Origin of the sequence: Paracoccus shandongensis, from assembly GCF_017315735.1 — a bacterium.
GTDB lineage: Bacteria > Pseudomonadota > Alphaproteobacteria > Rhodobacterales > Rhodobacteraceae > Paracoccus > Paracoccus shandongensis.
This window is the reverse complement of record NZ_JAFLRK010000003.1, coordinates 103,222-119,423: the sequence shown is the minus strand read 5'-3', so window position 1 is coordinate 119,423 and position 16,202 is coordinate 103,222. Positions and strand designations below refer to the sequence as shown.

At 69.7% G+C, this 16,202-nt stretch carries 17 protein-coding genes; 11 read left to right on the top strand and 6 right to left on the bottom strand.

The features are described from left to right. Positions 1-15 precede the first annotated feature (15 nt). The gene (locus tag JX613_RS04220) at positions 16-909 is read right to left on the bottom strand and encodes an N-acetylmuramic acid 6-phosphate etherase (RefSeq protein WP_207100215.1); all 894 of its coding nucleotides are present in this window, start codon (positions 907-909) and stop codon (positions 16-18) included. Between the two features lie 261 nt (positions 910-1,170). Between JX613_RS04220 and JX613_RS04215 the strand changes: the two genes are divergently transcribed. The 5 genes from JX613_RS04215 to JX613_RS04195 all read left to right on the top strand — a co-directional run bounded on the left by JX613_RS04215 (position 1,171) and on the right by JX613_RS04195 (position 5,450). Then, complete coding sequence (locus tag JX613_RS04215; RefSeq protein ID WP_207100214.1) at positions 1,171-1,944, top strand: GntR family transcriptional regulator; 774 nt, start codon at positions 1,171-1,173, stop codon at positions 1,942-1,944. Continuing rightward, positions 1,941-2,978 (top strand): SIS domain-containing protein, encoded by a 1,038-nt coding sequence (locus JX613_RS04210; protein WP_207100213.1) that lies wholly within the window; start codon positions 1,941-1,943, stop codon positions 2,976-2,978. The genes JX613_RS04215 and JX613_RS04210 overlap by 4 nt, the downstream gene beginning before the upstream one ends. A 4-nt stretch (positions 2,979-2,982) precedes the next feature. Then, positions 2,983-4,098: an N-acetylglucosamine-6-phosphate deacetylase gene (gene nagA, locus JX613_RS04205; RefSeq protein ID WP_207100212.1), complete on the top strand. Its 1,116-nt coding sequence runs from the start codon at positions 2,983-2,985 to the stop codon at positions 4,096-4,098. Between the two features lie 97 nt (positions 4,099-4,195). Then, positions 4,196-5,038, top strand: coding sequence for a TIGR02587 family membrane protein (locus JX613_RS04200; RefSeq protein ID WP_207100211.1), 843 nt, complete (start codon positions 4,196-4,198; stop codon positions 5,036-5,038). Positions 5,039-5,048: 10 nt separating this feature from the next. Beyond that, positions 5,049-5,450 (top strand): hypothetical protein, encoded by a 402-nt coding sequence (locus JX613_RS04195; RefSeq protein ID WP_207100210.1) that lies wholly within the window; start codon positions 5,049-5,051, stop codon positions 5,448-5,450. 42 nt (positions 5,451-5,492) lie between these two features. On the opposite strand, the gene JX613_RS04190 is transcribed toward JX613_RS04195, so the two are convergent. The 5 genes from JX613_RS04190 to JX613_RS04170 form a co-directional block, all read right to left on the bottom strand. Beyond that, complete coding sequence (locus JX613_RS04190; RefSeq protein ID WP_207100209.1) at positions 5,493-5,750, bottom strand: hypothetical protein; 258 nt, start codon at positions 5,748-5,750, stop codon at positions 5,493-5,495. A gap of 62 nt (positions 5,751-5,812) precedes the next feature. Next, complete coding sequence (locus tag JX613_RS04185; RefSeq protein ID WP_237168345.1) at positions 5,813-8,014, bottom strand: hybrid sensor histidine kinase/response regulator; 2,202 nt, start codon at positions 8,012-8,014, stop codon at positions 5,813-5,815. Further along, the gene (locus JX613_RS04180; protein ID WP_207100208.1) at positions 8,014-9,180 is read right to left on the bottom strand and encodes an FIST N-terminal domain-containing protein; all 1,167 of its coding nucleotides are present in this window, start codon (positions 9,178-9,180) and stop codon (positions 8,014-8,016) included. Before JX613_RS04180 ends, JX613_RS04185 begins: the two co-directional genes overlap by 1 nt. Before the next feature lie 39 nt (positions 9,181-9,219). Then, positions 9,220-9,894 carry a LuxR C-terminal-related transcriptional regulator gene (locus tag JX613_RS04175; RefSeq protein ID WP_207100207.1) on the bottom strand — a complete coding sequence of 225 codons (675 nt, stop codon included), beginning with the start codon at positions 9,892-9,894 and terminating at the stop codon, positions 9,220-9,222. Between the two features lie 24 nt (positions 9,895-9,918). Then, a complete protein-coding gene (locus JX613_RS04170; protein ID WP_207100206.1) occupies positions 9,919-10,494 on the bottom strand; it encodes a rhodanese-like domain-containing protein in 576 nt (191 codons plus the stop codon). 148 nt (positions 10,495-10,642) lie between these two features. Between JX613_RS04170 and pedF the strand changes: the two genes are divergently transcribed. The 6 genes from pedF to JX613_RS04140 are packed head-to-tail and all read left to right on the top strand — an operon-like array spanning position 10,643 to position 15,999. Further along, positions 10,643-11,314 carry a cytochrome c-550 PedF gene (gene pedF / locus JX613_RS04165; RefSeq protein ID WP_207100205.1) on the top strand — a complete coding sequence of 224 codons (672 nt, stop codon included), beginning with the start codon at positions 10,643-10,645 and terminating at the stop codon, positions 11,312-11,314. 16 nt (positions 11,315-11,330) lie between these two features. After that, positions 11,331-12,092: a quinoprotein dehydrogenase-associated SoxYZ-like carrier gene (locus tag JX613_RS04160; protein ID WP_207100204.1), complete on the top strand. Its 762-nt coding sequence runs from the start codon at positions 11,331-11,333 to the stop codon at positions 12,090-12,092. Continuing rightward, the gene (locus tag JX613_RS04155; RefSeq protein WP_207100203.1) at positions 12,089-13,048 is read left to right on the top strand and encodes a quinoprotein relay system zinc metallohydrolase 1; all 960 of its coding nucleotides are present in this window, start codon (positions 12,089-12,091) and stop codon (positions 13,046-13,048) included. The genes JX613_RS04160 and JX613_RS04155 overlap by 4 nt, the downstream gene beginning before the upstream one ends. 36 nt (positions 13,049-13,084) lie before the next feature. Further along, a complete protein-coding gene (locus JX613_RS04150; protein ID WP_207100202.1) occupies positions 13,085-14,953 on the top strand; it encodes a PQQ-dependent methanol/ethanol family dehydrogenase in 1,869 nt (622 codons plus the stop codon). Positions 14,954-15,004: 51 nt separating this feature from the next. Continuing rightward, a complete protein-coding gene (locus JX613_RS04145) occupies positions 15,005-15,637 on the top strand; it encodes a pentapeptide repeat-containing protein (protein ID WP_207100201.1) in 633 nt (210 codons plus the stop codon). After that, complete coding sequence (locus tag JX613_RS04140; protein ID WP_207100200.1) at positions 15,619-15,999, top strand: hypothetical protein; 381 nt, start codon at positions 15,619-15,621, stop codon at positions 15,997-15,999. The genes JX613_RS04145 and JX613_RS04140 overlap by 19 nt, the downstream gene beginning before the upstream one ends. Positions 16,000-16,202: the final 203 nt, after the last annotated feature.

Here is a 16,202-nt window from a genome sequence, read left to right as displayed (position 1 = left end):
CGTTCGCGCCGTTGGTCATTGTTCCGCCACGGCCAGCAGGGGCGCCAGGTGCCCCCCGCTTTGCCGCAGCGCCCGTTCCGCGTCCTCGGGCGCGTGGCCGCGCGCCACCAGGATCGCCCGCTTCACCCCGCCGCCGGTCCGCGCCAGGGCGTCCCGTGCCGCCGCCTCGTCCACGCGGGCCACGTCGGCCACGATCCGCGCGGCGCGCCCGGCCAGCTTGGCGTTGTCGGCCTGGACATTGACCATGTAGCCGTCATAGACATGGCCCAGACCGATGCCCATCAGCACGGACATCAGGTTCAGCGCGGCCTTTTGCGCCGTGCCCGCGCCCAGCCGGGTCGATCCCGCCACCAGTTCCGGCGGCGTCGCCAGATGGACCGCGATGTCGGCCCGCTCCAGCAGGGGCGAGGGCGCCACGTTGGCGATGCCCGCCACGGTCACGCCGGCGGCCCGGGCCGCATCCGCCACCGCCAGCGCATAGGGCGTGCTGCCCGAGGCCGAGACGACGACCAGCACATCGCCGCGCGCCAGCCCGCTGCGCCGGAAATCGGCGGCTGCGGCGTCCGCGTCATCCTCGACATCGCCACGCATGTGCAACAGCGCCGCCGCCCCGCCCGCAAACAGCACGGGCGTGCGGTCGGGCGGGATGCCGAAGGTGCCCGCCAGTTCCAGCGCATCGGCCAGCGCCATCAGCCCCGAACTGCCCGCGCCCGCGTAACCCAGCCTGCCGCCCCGCCGCAGCGCCGCCGCGGCAGCCTCGGCCACCGCCGTTATCGCGGCAAGGGCCGGGGTCAGGCTGCGGACCGCATCAGCCTGCGCCTGCACGAAAAGCGCGCCGATCTCGGCCGCGGGGCGCAGGTGCAGGCCGTCGGCCTGGGGGTGGCGCTGTTCGGTCTGGCGATGGTTCATGTGATTCCTCCGCCTGCAACAAGATGCCAAACTAATACCACTTGTAAAGCCGATTGTTCAGGAACAGGTCCAAAAATGGAAAATGATGAAGATCCAAGGTTTCCGCTTTCGATTGGCATTGCGTTGGTATTATACATGGGGGCAGGAGAATCTCATGGCGCGTGATCGGGGCATTGGCGGGAACGGCAGGAGGCCGGCGGATGGATCGGGATACGTCCCGCGCCCCGCCACCCTGCCTGCCCCGGGACGGTGGGGCCCGGCATGAGCGGCGACCCCTTCAGCCCCGCCGGTTTCGAGGCCACGGGCCACGGCCCGCTGTATCTGCAGTTCCAGCGCCGCATCGCGGATGCCATCGCCTCGGGTCGGCTTGCCCCCGGCGACAGCCTGCCCCCGGAACGAGAGATGGCCAGCATGACCGGCCTGTCGCGCGTGACGGTGCGGCGCGCGGTGCAGGAACTGGTGGCCTCGGGGCAGCTGGTGCAGCGGCAGGGGTCGGGCACCTTTGTCGCGCGCAAGGTGGAACGGCTGGAACAGGCGCTGTCGCTTCTGACCTCGTTCACCGAGGACATGGCCCGGCGCGGCCGTTCGGTCGAAAGCCGCTGGATCGGACGCGGCCTTTTCGCCCCCACCCCCGAGGAGGTGATGGCCCTGGGCCTTGGTTCCGCCGACCGGGTGGCGCGGCTGGAACGGGTGCGCCTGTCCGACGGGGTGCCGCTGGCGATCGAACGCGCGTCCCTGTCCCAGCATGTCCTCCCCCGCCCCGAGGCGGTCGAACGTTCGCTTTACGACGTGCTGGATGCGCGGGGCCTGCGCCCGGTGCGGGCCGTGCAGCGCATCTCGGCCACCAACCTCGGCCCCGGGGACGCGGGCCTTCTGCAGGTCGCGCCCGGCGTGGCGGGCCTGCGGATAGAACGCATTTCCTACCTCCCCTCGGGGCAGGTGATCGAATTCACCAGATCGCTTTATCGCGGCGACGCCTATGACTTCGCCGTGGAACTGAAATCGGCAGCCCAGCCTGACAGGAGGCCCGAATGACCCAAGGCCAAAGCCAAAGCCACATGGCGCGCGAGATCGCCGAAATTCCCGACGCCGCGCGCCGCTTCCTGGACGGCAGCCGCGACGCCCTGCGCACAGCGGCGGCGGCGCTGCGCGACCGGGGCCCCGTGGTGGTGACGACGGTGGCGCGGGGGTCGTCCGACCATGCCGCCGCCTATCTGAAATACGCGATCGAGCTGGAACAGGGCATCCCCGTGGCCTCTCTGGGGCCGTCCATCGCCTCGATCTATCGCCGCCCGCTGCATCTGGCGCAGGCGGCCTGCATCGGCATCTCGCAATCGGGCCGCAGCCCCGACATCGTCGAGATGATCCGCGCGGCGGGCGAAGGCGGCGCGCTGACGGTGGCCATCACCAATGCGCCGGACAGCCCGCTGGCCGAAGGCGCGGCCCATCCCCTGCCCTTGCTGGCGGGGGTCGAACGCAGCGTGGCCGCCACCAAGACCTTTGTCGCCAGCGTGCTGGCCGGGCTGGCGCTGCTGGCCGAATGGCGGGAAGACGCGGCGCTGCGCCGGGCGGTGGACGGCCTGCCCGACGCCTTTGCCCGGGCGCTGGATTGCGACTGGTCGCCCCTGGCTGCGTGCCTGGCGGGGGCCGATTCGGCCTATGTCCTGGGGCGCGGCCCGGCCCTGGCCATCGCCGGGGAAGCCGCGCTGAAGCTTAAGGAAACCTGCGGCCTTCACGCCGAAGCCTTCAGCGGGGCCGAGGTCCTGCACGGGCCCGCGGCCATCGTGCAGTCCGGTTTCCCGGTGCTGGCCCTGGGCGTGGCGGACGCCGCCCTGCCCCAGCTGGTCGCCACAGCCGAACGCCTGGCCGCGCAGGGGGCCGATGTGTTCCTGACCGGGGCCGTGGCGCCCGGCGCGGAAACGCTGCCCTCGGTCCCCGGCCTGCACCCGGTCGTCGCGCCCCTGGTGCTGGCGGTGTCCTTCTATGCCTGCGTCGAGGGGCTGGCCCGGGCGCGGGGCTTTGACCCCGACGTGCCGCCGCATCTGCGCAAGGTCACGGAAACGGTCTAGGGCCATGGGGAATGTCCTGACCGCCACGCGGATCTTCGACGGCGAACGCTTCCTGACCGGCCACGCGGTCGTGGTGGAAGGCGTGCGCGTGACGGCCCTGCTGCCGCTGGACCAGGCCCCGCCGCCCGTTCGCGCGCTGGACGGCACGCTGGTGCCCGCCTTTCTGGACCTTCAGGTGAATGGCGGCGGCGGGGTGCTGGTGTCGGGCGAAACGGGCGTTGCGGACCTGGAACGGGTCTGCGCCGCCCATCGCGCCCTGGGCAGCGCCGGGGTGCTGCCCACGCTGATCACCGACACGCCCGAAGCGACCGCCCGGGTGATCGCGGCGGGCGTGGCTGCGGCGCGGGCCGGGGTACCGGGCTTCCTGGGCCTGCACCTGGAAGGCCCGCACCTGGACCCGCGCCGCAAGGGCGCCCATGACCCTGCCCTGATCCGCCCGATGGATGCCGCCGATCTGGACCGCCTGTGCCGCGCCGCGCGCGACCTGCCCGCGCTGATGGTGACGCTGGCCCCCGAAGCCGCCACGTCCGAACAGATCCACGCCCTGTCGCAAGCGGGCGCCATCGTCAGCCTGGGCCACAGTGATTGCCCATACGACACGGCGCTGGCGGCCTTCCGCGCGGGGGCGCGATGCGCCACCCATCTGTTCAACGCCATGAGCCAGCTTGGCCACCGCAGCCCCGGCCTGGTGGGCGCGGTGCTGACGGGAACCTGCGCCGCAGGGCTGATCGCGGACGGGGTGCATGTGCATCCGGCGGCGATGGCGCTGGCCCTGGCCGCGCGGCCCGAGGGGATCTTCCTTGTCACCGACTGCATGGCCTTCGCGGGCACCGACCTGACGGAAATGACCCTGCACGGCAGGCAGGTCCTGCGCCGGGACGGCCGGCTGACGCTGGCCGACGGCACGCTGGCAGGCGCGGACCTGACCCTGCCCGACGCCGTGGCCCGGCTGGTGCGCACGCTCGGCATCTCTGAGGCGCGCGCGCTGCGCATGGCGTCGGCCATTCCCGCCGCGCTGATCGGGCGGGCGGGCGATTACGGCGCGATCCGCCCCGGCACCCGGGCCGAGATGCTGCTGCTGGACCGGGACATGCGCGTGACGGAACGGCTGGGGTTCTGACGGGGGCCGGGCTGGTCCCCCTGCTTGCGGCACCCCGGGGAACGTGCCAGTGTGCCGCCGTTTGGCAGCAGTCCCCCTGGCCGGAGAAGCAGACGAATTGACCGCGCGATCTGACGGGGGGCAACAGGCGCCCTCCAACCGGGAATATGCCGTCGACCTGATGCGCGCCTTTGGCGGCGCGGTGATCTTCGCCTTTCCGCTGGTGATGACCATGGAGATGTGGTGGCTGGGCTTCTACATGGATCCCCTGCGCCTTTTCATCTTCCTGGCCCTGAACCTGGCGATCCTGTTCGGGCTGTCCTGCTTCGCGGGCTTCCGCGACACCTTCAGCCTCAAGGAGGATGCGCTGGACGCCTTTGCGGCCTATGGCGTGGGGATCGTCGCCAGCGCCGCGTTGCTCACCCTGCTGGGCATCGTCACCGGCGAGATGGCGATGGACGAGATTCTGGGAAAGATCGCCGTCCAGGCCGTGCCCGCCAGCATCGGCGCCATGGCCGCGCGCGGCCAGCTTGGCGACAGCGAGGATGAGGACGACAAGAAGGACAAGGGGGGCTATGCGGGCCAGCTGTTCCTGATGGTGGCGGGGGCGCTGCTGCTGGCCTTCAGCGTGGCCCCGACCGAGGAGATGATCCTGATCTCGTTCCTGATGACGCCGTGGCACGGGCTGGCGCTGGTGCTGGTCTCGGTCGTGATGCTGCACGCCTTTGTCTATTCGCTGGAGTTTTCCGGGCAGGAAAAGCTGCCCGGCCATGGCAGCGTGTGGCGCACCTTCTTCAGCTACAGCATCGCGGGTTACGGGATCGCGGTTCTGGTCAGCCTGTATGTGCTGTGGACATTCGGGCGGCTTGATGGCGCGGGGCCGGCGCAGATCGCCATGATGACGGCGGTCCTGGGCTTTCCGGCGGCGCTTGGCGCGGCCTTGGCGCGGCTGGTGGTATGAGGCGGGACACATGAACCAGGGCAAGGCGCAGGATGGCGGGACGCCGGTCCTCGAATGGATTTCGGCGGGGGTGGGGCTGGTGCTGACGGTGGCGATGCTGGGCTTCATCGGCTGGCAGGCCTGGACCAGCACCGGGCAGGAACTTCCCGCAGTCGAGCTGCGCGTCCGGCGGATCCTGCCCGCGGGCGACGGCTGGGTGGTCGAGGTCGCGGCCCTGAACCATTCCCCCGCCACCGCCGCGGCGGTCCAGATCGAGGGGACGCTGACCCGGGACGGGCAGACGGTCGCCGAAAGCCAGGCCACGTTCGACTACGTTCCCGGCAATTCCGAGCGCGAAGGCGGGCTGTTCTTCCGCGAGGATCCCAATGCCTTTGACTTGGAAGTGCGCACCTTGGGCTATGCCAGGCCGTAAGGCAGGCGGGCAGGCAAGCCCCTGCCGCGCGGTCCGGCGGCCTCAGCGCCCTTCGCGGGCGTCGGGAACGTCCGAGGCCAGGGCTTCCTCCGCCTCGTCAAGCCCGCCGGCCGTTCCGCCCTCGCCGATGATGCGGCCGTCGACGTGGCCCGTGTCCCCGGACACCATTTCGGCGGGCAGTTCAGTCAGGCCGGGGTCATCCTGCCCGCCAGACAGCGTGCCCGGCCGGTTCCCGGCCTGCGCCGGATTTCCGGCATCGGCACGTCCTTCGGCTTGCCGGTTCTGGTCGTCGTCCTGCATCGTTTTCCCCCAAGGCTCAGGTCTTGCCGAACCTGGGGCGGGGCGAATTATTCCACCGCCTGTCATGCGATCGCGGGGTTCACATTGGAGAGGAAATGATACAGCGCCTCGGTGTCCAGGGGTTTGGGCATCGGGTGAAGCCCCATCCGGGCGCAGCGTTCCCGCAGCGTGGGCGAGCGGTCGGCCGAGATGATGCGCGCGGGCCGCCAGCCGAACCGCTTGCGCAGCATCGCCACCAGATCCAGCCCGTCCACGTCGTTGTCCAACTGATAGTCGATCAGCATCGCGTCGGGAACGAAGTCCATCTCGTCGATCAGGGCGATGGCGTCTTCGGGGCCTCCGGCGTCCAGAACCGTGATGCCCCAGCCTTCCAGCAGCGCCACCAGGGCCCGGCGCAGTTCGTGGTCGTTATCGACCACCAGCACCAGCAGCCCCGCCCCGGCAAGCGAGGACAGATGCCGTGGATCGCCGCTGTCCTTGCCCGCCCCCGATCCCGCCGCGGCCAGGGGCACGGTCACGCGGAAGACGCTGCCCCGGCCCGGGCGCGACAGCAGTTCAAGCCCATGCCCCAGCCGGGCGCAGGCGCGTTCCACGATGGCCAGGCCAAGCCCCATCCCCTCGGATGCCGAGGCGCGGCGGTGCAGGCGGCGGAATTCCTGAAAGATCACCGCGCGATCCTCGTCGCGGATGCCGGGACCGCTGTCCCAGACCTCGATTCGGACCGTGTCGCCCCGGCGGCGCGCGCCGACAAGGACGCCGCCCCGGTCGGTATAGCGGATGGCGTTGGAAATCAGGTTCTGCACGATCCGTTGCAGATAAAGCCCGTCGCTGATGACATGGGCGCCGGTCGGGCGCACCCGGAACCGCAACCCCTTGGCCGCCGCCACCGGCGCGAAGCTGGACGCCAGCGAGGCCAGGATGCCGTTCAGCGCCAGGTCGCCCTGGGCAAGCTGTTCCTCCTGGGTTTCCAGGCGAGAGATGTCCAGAAGCGCCTCGATGATGCGTTCGACATTGGTCAGCGCCTCGCCCGCCTTCTGGACATTGGTGTTGGTGCCTGCCGCATCGGCGGCGGACAGATACAGCTTGGCCGCCGACAAGGGTTGCAGCAGGTCGTGGCTGGCCGCCGCGACAAAGCGGGATTTCGACGCATTGGACCGTTCCGCACGGGCCAGCGCATCGCGCAGCTCATCGGTGCGGGCGGCGACGCGGGCCTCCAGCTCCTCGTTCGCGCGGGCCAGGCGGCGCAGGGCGTCGCGTTCGGCGGTGACATCGGTCAGGGACAGCACGAAGCCGTCGTCGGGCAGGCGTTGGGCAAAGCCGTCCAGGGTCAGGGCGCCGTCCCGCTGCGCCAGTTCAAAGGACAGCGCGCCGCGCATCGCCGGATCCTGCATCCATTCCGCGATGCGGGCGCCGGAACCGGGATCGGCCAGGCGGAACATCTGCTGCATCTGGTCGGTGATGCGCTGGAACCGGGTACCCAGGGTAAAGGCCTGCGGCGGCAGGCCGGTCAGGACGCGGAACCGCCGGTTCCATCCCGCCAGCAGGCCCTGCGCGTCGAAGATCGCCACGCCCTGCGCCAGGTGGTCCAGCGTGGCGCGGATGATGCGGCTTTGGTTGTCCAGCAGCCGTTCGCGCTGTTCCCGTTCGGCCCGCATCAGGTCGGTCACGTCGGTCTGCACGATGGCGGTGCCGGAATTCGCCGTGCGGTGTTCGGACACCTGCATCCAGCGGTCGTCGGTCAGCGCCAGGTTGAAGATCACATGGTCGCGCCGGTGCCGCTGGATCCGCGACCTGGCCCAGATCTCGGGCGTGATGCCTGCGGGCAGTTGCAGCGTGGGCGACAGGCTGACGATGCGGATGTAATCGGCGAACCCCATGCCGGGGCGCAGTTGCGCGCGCACGTCGGGCATCTGCCAGCAGAAACGGCCGTTGAACAGCAGCAGCACGTCATCGACGCCGAACAGCGCGAAGCCTTCCTGCACGGCCTCGATGGCGCTTGCCAGGTCGCGGCGGGCGGCCTCGATCTGGTGGTTGGCGGCCGACAGGCTGGCATTCGATTCGTTCAGCAGGCGCAGCGCGCGTTCCAGTTCCCCGGTGCGGCGGCGCACCTGGTCTTCCAGCACCACCGCGCGTTCGAACTGCGAATAGGCGGCGCCGTCGCGGTCGGTCTGGGTTTCGACCCGCCGCATCAGGACATGGCTGATCTTCTTCAGGCGGGCGACCTGGACATCCAGCGGTTCGGCGGGATCGACAAGGTTGTCCATCAGTCGCCCTCGGGGGCATAGATGGCCACCCCGGTCATGGTCAGGTTGACATGCATCGCCCCGAACTGTTCGCCATAGGTGGAAAAGCCGGTGACGTTGTGGCGGGCCAGCACCTGCGACACCGCGCGGGTCTGCTGTTTCTGCTGCGCCTCGATCCGGCGCAGGATGCAGTCGCAGGCCAGGATGCTGTCGGGCGGACCCGCCGCCGCCAACCCGGCCAGGTTCGATTCCAGCGAGGCGGCGATGTCGCGGGGCGTGGCCAGCGTCAGCACCACGCCTTCGTCGATGGCGGAAAAGAACACCAGGTCGGTGCCGTTTTCCACCCGCTGGATCGACCGGACATGGTGGCGCCCGCCCACCCGCACCACCAGCGGATGGGCGGCAAAGGTGAAGGGATCCAGTTGCCCCGCGGGCTTGCCCAGCAGGCGCGCGTATTCGGTGGCGGCGGGGGCGGCGTTGATCTCGCACACCCGGCGCTGCGCGGGATCGGCGCCGGTGACCACCATCCGCCCGGCGCCCGCGTCCAGGTGGTCGAAGCTGAAGACCTTGACCGGGCAGCGGGTGCGCACGAATGTCAGAAAGGCCGCGTTGGTGCGCACCTGCGGCCCCTGCGCCACATAGGTCTGCCCGAACCGCGTCCCGTCGCCCGCCGATCCGCCGAACAGCGGCACCGGCCCAAGCCCGTGGCCCACCACGGCCATCAGCGCGTCCTCGCGCAGCGTGCTGCCATCGACCAGCAGATAGGCGAATTCATGGGCGAACCCGGGATGGCTGGCTGCAAGCCCCTGGCGCGCCCGGATCATCCGGTCGATCAGGGCGGCGGGGTCGATGCGGTCCAGATCCTCGATGGCGATCGTTTCCGCCGCAAAGTCGCGGGCGGGAAAGCCCACGGCGACGATCCGGTCCTCGACATAGCCGCCGGCGATCTCTCCTGCGGTGGTGCAGCCCAAGGTCGGCGTGTCGCCGAAGGCCAGGCCGGCCGCGCGCATGGTGGCCGCGAAATCCGCCCGGGGCGACACGAACAGCAGCGCCAGCGCCAGTCCCCGACCCAACCCTGCCGCCAGATGCGCGACGGCGCCGGGATCCGCGGCGGATGCCTCGGCCCGCCTCAGAATGCCTTGTCGGCCTGCCCCCGCCGCCACGGCGGCCGGATCTCCTCCATCCATGATGCTGCCTGTCCGCGCCTCTCCCCGGGGGAAAGGATGTCACCGCGCGGCAAGGCTGTCAAACCGCGCGGCCTGCGCGGCCAGCACGGCCTGGGTGCGGGTCTGCACGCCAAGCTTGCGCATGATGACGGTCACATGGGCCTTGACGGTCGATTCCGCGATGTCCAGGTCATGGGCGATCTGCTTGTTCAGCTTGCCTTCCGATATCAGCGCCAGGATGCGCGACTGCTGCGTGGTCAGGCTGTCCAGCCTGTCCCGCGTCAGGGCCAGGGGCTTGGCCGCAGAAGGATCGGCGGCGGCAAATCCCTCGGGCAGATAGACCTCGCCCCGCGCGATGCGGGCCAGGGCGTCCTGGAACACCTGCCGCTGGCTGTGCTTGGGGACATAGCCGGATGCGCCGAACTCGATCGCGGCGGACACGATGGCGGGGCTTGTCAGCGACGACACGATCAGCAGCGCCGCGTCGGGCGCGGCCTTGCGCACCTTCAGCAGGCCATCCAGGCCTTCGGCATCGGGCAGGTTCAGGTCCAGGAACACCGCGTCGGGCTGCGAGCCCAGGGCCAGTTGCCGCAGGCATTCGCCGATGGAACTGGTGGTGCGCACGCTGCTGATCCCGCCCACGATCTGCAGGGTGATCGACAGCGCGTCCGAGAACAGCGGGTGATCCTCGACGATCAGGACCGAGGCGATGGGGCGGGGCGGGGTGGGGGTCATGGCGGATGCCCTTGGCGGTTTCGGTCAGTCTAGGGCAGCGTGGGGGGCCGCGTCCACGGGGCACAGGCTGGCACCCAAGGGCAGCGGTTCCACCGGCTGCAAGGCGCGGCCCCCATCGGCCCAGTCGTCCACGCCGCCGGGATACCAGCCGATGTCGCGGCGGCCCAGGGCGGCGACGTGCTGGACGGCGTTCCAGCTCATCCAGCAGTCGGTCTTGCAGAACAGGATGATGGAACGGTCCGGGGCGCAGCCTTTCAGCGATGCGCGCAGGCCCCCGGCGATCCGGGGATCGGGCCGACCGCGCCCGATTTCCGGCAGCCACCGGGCGCCGGGGATGGTCCGGTGCGGTTCCGCAATGGTCCATGTCCCGTCGTCGGCGATGGAATGGCCCGGCGCTGCCATGGCGTCGATCAGCACCGCGCCATCCGCCGCCATCGCCGCGACCGTTGCCGCATCGACCACCCGGCCCCCCGGCACGCTGTCGGGCACCGGCGCGCGATAGGCGGCGATGCGCAGCCCGGTCGCGGCATCGAAGACCCCTTCGGCCCCGGCGGGCGGCGGCATCAGCGCGATCAGCGCGGCCGTGATCAGGCGCGGCATGTTCATCGCTCCAGCTTTCCACAGCGTCCCGTCTGCGACCACTTCGACCTTCGCCCTAAGACCCCTGCCCCGGGGCCGACCATTGGAGAATTGCCGCAGCCCCGCCCCCGCCGCGATCCTGTGGCCAACTGCGAGAAAGGATCAGGACATGCGCAAGGCAACGATCTGGGCCGGTTTCGGCCTTATCCTGGGGACGGCGGCGGCGCTTGGCCATGGCGACACCGTGCCCCAGGCGGTGGACACCACCGGACTGCCCGAACTGCCCGCCGAGATGGCGACCGAGAACCCCTGGCGCGAGGCCCCGCCCGAAATCCTGTTCAAGGCGGTCGAGGTCGGGGCCAAGGGCTTCAACAGCAACTGCGCGCGCTGCCATGGGCTTGGGGCCGTGTCGGGCGGGCTGGCCCCCGACCTGCGTTACCTGGAAGCCAATGAGTTCGGCGACGAATGGTTCCTGGACCGCATCCTGCACGGATACGAACAGAACGGCGCGGTCAAGATGCCGCCCTTTGAAGGCATCCTGAACCAGCAGGCGATCTGGGCCATCCGCACCTATGTCGAAACCCGCGCCGATGACACGGAAATCGCCGCCCAGCAGGACAAGCTGACCGCGCTGCGCGACAAGATCGCCGCCGTGGCCGAGGATCATTCGGCCGCAACCGCGCTGGCCCCCGAGGTCGCCTCGGCTGGCGAGGGCTTCGAGACCCTGTCGGGGGCGCCGCGCGCCGTCACCCCCTTTGACGAGGCCGCCTGGCAGTTGTCGTCGAACCCGCCCCATGTGAAGGCGGCGATCGAAACCCTGTCCGCCGCCGTGCGGAACTGACGGGGGGGCGGGGACCGTGTCCGCGATCCTGTGCCACAGGCTGCCGGGGGGCGAGGCGGGTCTTGCGGGTTTCGGCGGCGGCCTGACCCGCCCCGAGACGCTGGACGGCGGCATGTGGGACATGCACCGCGCGGACCTGCTGGGCGCGCCGGACAGGTGGCGCAGCGATCCCGGCCTGCGCCTGCTGGCCCCCGGCAATGCCGAGGACGCGCGGCATGTGCCGATCCTGGCGGATGCCACCGGCCTTTCGGGGGTGGAACGCCTGGCCGTGACCATCGACTACAGCCCCTTTCCGCTGGCCCTGGTGTTTCACCCGGGCCGCGCGCTGCCCCTGCTGGGCTTTGGGGTGAAGTACGAGATCGCCGGACCGATCCGGGCCTCCGCGCTGACCGGGGGCGAATGGATCATGGGCGGGGCTTTCATCGACGCCATGGGCGGCGGCTGTTCGGCCCCGGCTGCGACCCACGCCCGCCCCGACTGGCAGGACGGGTTCGGAGAGATGCGCGCCCGACTGTGGCCGGACACCGGGCGGCTGCGCGTGGCGATCCGGCACCCGATGGACACGGGCCTTGCCGACGGCATCCCGGCCCATCACCTGACCGACCTGACCCTGACGGATGCCCGCGGGGAAAAGATCGCCCGGCTGGAGATTCACGAACCGCTTGAGGAAAACCCGGTCCTGACCTTCCTGCTGCCCCCCGATCTGGCCCGGGGGCCGGTCGTGATCGCCGCGCGCGACACCAGCGGGTTTCGCTTTTCAGGGACGGCCGCGGCATGAGGATCACCCGCCGCCAGACCCTGCTGGGCGCCGCCGCCGCGCTGCTGCCGGTCCCCGCCATGGCCGCGCCGGAATACCGGCTGGACCCCCGGCAGGTCGCGGATGGGGTCTGGCTGATCGAAGGGGCGCAGGACAGCATCGCGCGGACCAATGGCGGGGCGATCTGCAACGTCGTGATGCTGGAAACGGATGCGGGCGCGGTGGTGGTCGATACCGGCGGCACCCTGCGCCACGGCGCAGCGCTGCGGGAATTTGCCGACGACCGGCTGGGCGGGGTGGCGGCGGCGCTGAACACCCATCACCACCCCGACCACTGGTTCGGCAACGGGGCCTTTGCCGACCGCCCGATCCATGCCCTGCCCGGCACCATCGCCGCGCAGAAGGCCGGCGCGCAGGCGCTGTCGGACGGGCTTTACCGGATCCTCGGGTCGTGGATGCAGGGCACCGCGCCCCTGCCTGCGACGGTGACGGCGGGGGGCGAGCTGACCATCGGCGGGCGCGGCCTGACGGTGATGGCGCTGTCGGGGCACACCGCCGCCGACCTGGCGCTGATCGACGGGCAGACCGGCACGCTGGTCGCGGGCGACCTGCTGTTCCTGGACCGCGCGCCCAGCTTTCCCGATGCCGACATCGCGGCCTGGCGAGCGGCCCTGTCCAGGCTTGGGGCAATGCCCGTGACCGGCACGGTCCCCGGCCACGGCCCCTTTCACCGTGACAGCCGGGCGGTGGCGCAGACGCTGGCCTATCTGGACGCCTTCGCCGCCCGCATGGAGGCCGCCACCCATCAGGGCCTGACCCCCGTGGAAGCCCTGGCCGCCGGTCCCATGCCCGCCTTTGCCGACATGGCCGCCAACCCCGCCGAATACCGCCGCGCCACCGTCCAGCAGTGGCGCGCCTTTGAAATCAGCGCCCTGCCCGTCATCGGCGGCAGCACCTTACAGACGACCAAGAACTAAAGCCAAGAACCAAAGATTGCCATCAAGGAGGAGAGAATGCGCAAGTCTTTCACCATCCCGTCCGTCAGCGCCCTTGCGCTGCTGGTCGCGGGCAGCCTGTCTGCCGCCCTCGCCAAGGATGTCACCTGGGAGGACATCCTGAACGACCACGAGACGACCAGTGACGTGCTGATGTACGGCATGGGCAACAACGCCCAGCGGTATTCGTCGCTGAACCAGATCAACGCGGACACCGTCAGGCACCTGCGCCCGGCCTGGGCCTTTTCCTTCGGCGACGAAAAGCAGCGCGGCCAGGAAACCCAGGCCATCGTCCATGACGGCACGGTCTATATCACTGGCAGCTATTCCCGGATGTGGGCGCTTGACGCCAAGACGGGCGAGCGGAAATGGAAGTTCGAGGCCCGCCTGCCCGACGACATCCGCCCCTGCTGCGACGTGGTGAACCGGGGCGCCGCGATCTATGGCGACAAGGTGTTCTTCGGCGCGCTGGACGCCAGCGTCTATGCCCTGAACAAGGACACCGGCAAGGTCGAATGGCGCGAGAAATTCGCCGATCACAAGGTCGGCTACACGATGACCGGCGCGCCCACCATCATCAAGGACCAGGAAACCGGCAAGGTCATGCTGATCCACGGTTCCTCGGGCGACGAATTCGGCGTCATCGGCCGCCTTTACGCCCGCGACCCCGACACGGGCGAGGAATTGTGGATGCGCCCCTTTGTCGAAGGGCACAAGGGCACGCTGGCGGGCGCGGAAAGCACGCCCACGGGCGATCCTTCGGCGCCAAGCTGGCCGGTCAATCCCGATGGCTCCAAGGTCGAGGCCTGGAACCACGGCGGCGGCGCGCCCTGGCAGTCGGCGGCCTTTGACGTGGCCACCAACACCATTGTCGTGGGCACCGGCAACCCCGCGCCCTGGAACACCTGGGCCCGGTCGCAGGACGGCAACTTCAAGGATTACGACAGCCTTTATACCTCGGGTCAGGCCTATGTGAACCCGACCAACGGCGAGGTCGTGGGCTTTTACCAGCACACCCCCAACGACGCCTGGGACTTTTCCGGCAACAACGAGATCATCCTGTTCGATTACACCGACAAGGACGGCAACAAGCACCGCGCGGGCGCGCATGCCGACCGCAACGGCTTCTTCTATGTGACCGACACCGACAAGCTGGCCGAGCGCGGAACCGGGATCAACAAGCCCACCGCGCTTCTGAACGCCTTCCCCTTCGTGGACAACATCACCTGGGCCAAGGGCATCGACCTGGAAACCGGCCGCCCCATCGAGGTCGAGGGCCAGCGTCCCCCCCTGCCCGAAGAAGGCGAGACGAAGGGCGCCACCATCCAGGTCTCGCCCCCCTTCCTGGGCGGCAAGAACTGGAACCCGATGGCCTATTCGCAGGACACCGGCCTGTTCTACATCCCCGCCAACAACTGGACCGAGGATTACTGGACGGAAAACGTGACCTACCAGGCGGGCGCGGCCTATCTGGGCCAGGGCTTCCGCATCAAGCGGATGTATGACGACCACATCGGCACCCTGCGCGCCTTCAACCCCGCCACGGGCGAGAAGGTCTGGGAACACAAGGAGGAATTCCCGCTGTGGGCAGGCACCCTGGCCACGGCCGGGAACCTGGTCTTCACCGGCACCTCGGACGGCTACGTCAAGGCCTTCAACGCCCAGACGGGCGAGGAGCTGTGGAAGTTCCAGACCGGCTCGGGGATCGTCAGCAGCCCGATCACCTGGGAAATGGACGGCAAGCAATACCTGGGCATCGCCTCAGGCTATGGCGGGGCGGTTCCGCTGTGGGGCGGCGACATGGCGCAGCTGACCACCCAAGTCAGCCAGGGCGGGTCGTTCTGGGTCTTCGAGATCCCCAACGAACTGCTGGCCTCGGCCAACTGACGGCGGCGGCGGGGGCATCGCGCCCCCGCCCCTTTTTCCACGGGGGAAACCATGTATCGCCATTCCATCGCCCTGGCCCTGCTGCTGGCCGCATCGCCCGTTCATGCCGCCATGGCAGACACGCAGGCCTTGGCGCCCAATGCCAGCTATCCGGTCATCACCGACACCGACGACCGCCCGGACGGCCCGCAGACCGTCAACGGCTGCGAACTGAAACCCGGCGCGTCCTGCCCGGGTGTCGATCTGAGCCACCAGGATCTGTCGGGCATGAACCTGAACGGCGCCGACCTGACCGGGGCGCGGCTGGTGCGCGCGAACCTGCATGGCGCGCTTCTGAAGGGGGCCACGCTGACCGGCGCGGACCTGCGGGGGGCGGATCTGTCGGAAAGCTATCTGCAGGGCGCCACCGTGCGCGACGCCGACCTGACGGGGGCGGATCTGGATTATTCCCGCATGGCCGGGATCGACTTCAGCGGATCGAACCTGACCGCCGTGTCGATGGAAGCCGTCTGGGCCAACAAGGCCCGCCTGGTCGGCACGACCCTTGTCGCCGCCAACCTGTCCGAGGCGAAATTCTACAACGCCGACCTGGCCAATGCGACGCTGGGCGACAACACCAACCGCTTCACCATCTGGGAAGGCGTGCACATGGAGAACTGCACCGGGTGCCCCGTCGATTGGTGATCCTGGCGGGGCTGCTGGCCGTGCCCGCCCATGCCGACCTTGCCGCCTGCCGCGCCCTGTCCGACGACGGGGCGCGGCTGGCCTGCTACGACGCGCTGCCGGTGCCGGGCATGGCGGCTTTCAGTGGCAAGGGCAGCGGCATGGCGGGACCGTTCACCGTGACCCGGCCGCAGATGCTGGGCTTTCAAAGCGACGACGCGATCCTGGTGGCCTATCTGCTGGACGACGCCACCGGCGCGGTGGTCCAGAACCTGCACCACGGCGGCGCAGGCATGGGGCATTTCCTGATCGAAACCCCCGGCACCTATCGCGTACAGGTCAACGCCTCGGGCGGCTGGCGGATCGAGCTGTCGGCGCCTTGAGCGCGGGTTCCGCTCGAGGCGCTGCGGGACAGGCCGGGGATGGAAAGACCTGCCGCATCCGGCTGCGCCACGGTCTTGGTTGTCACGACGGATCGCTTGTGCCGGAAATCCGCTTCATGGGGCTGCCCGTTTTTCGATCAGGAAAGAAGTGGTTTCCAGCTTCACATCCGCTATTTTCATGCAAGTTGCGGTTTACCAGCAAA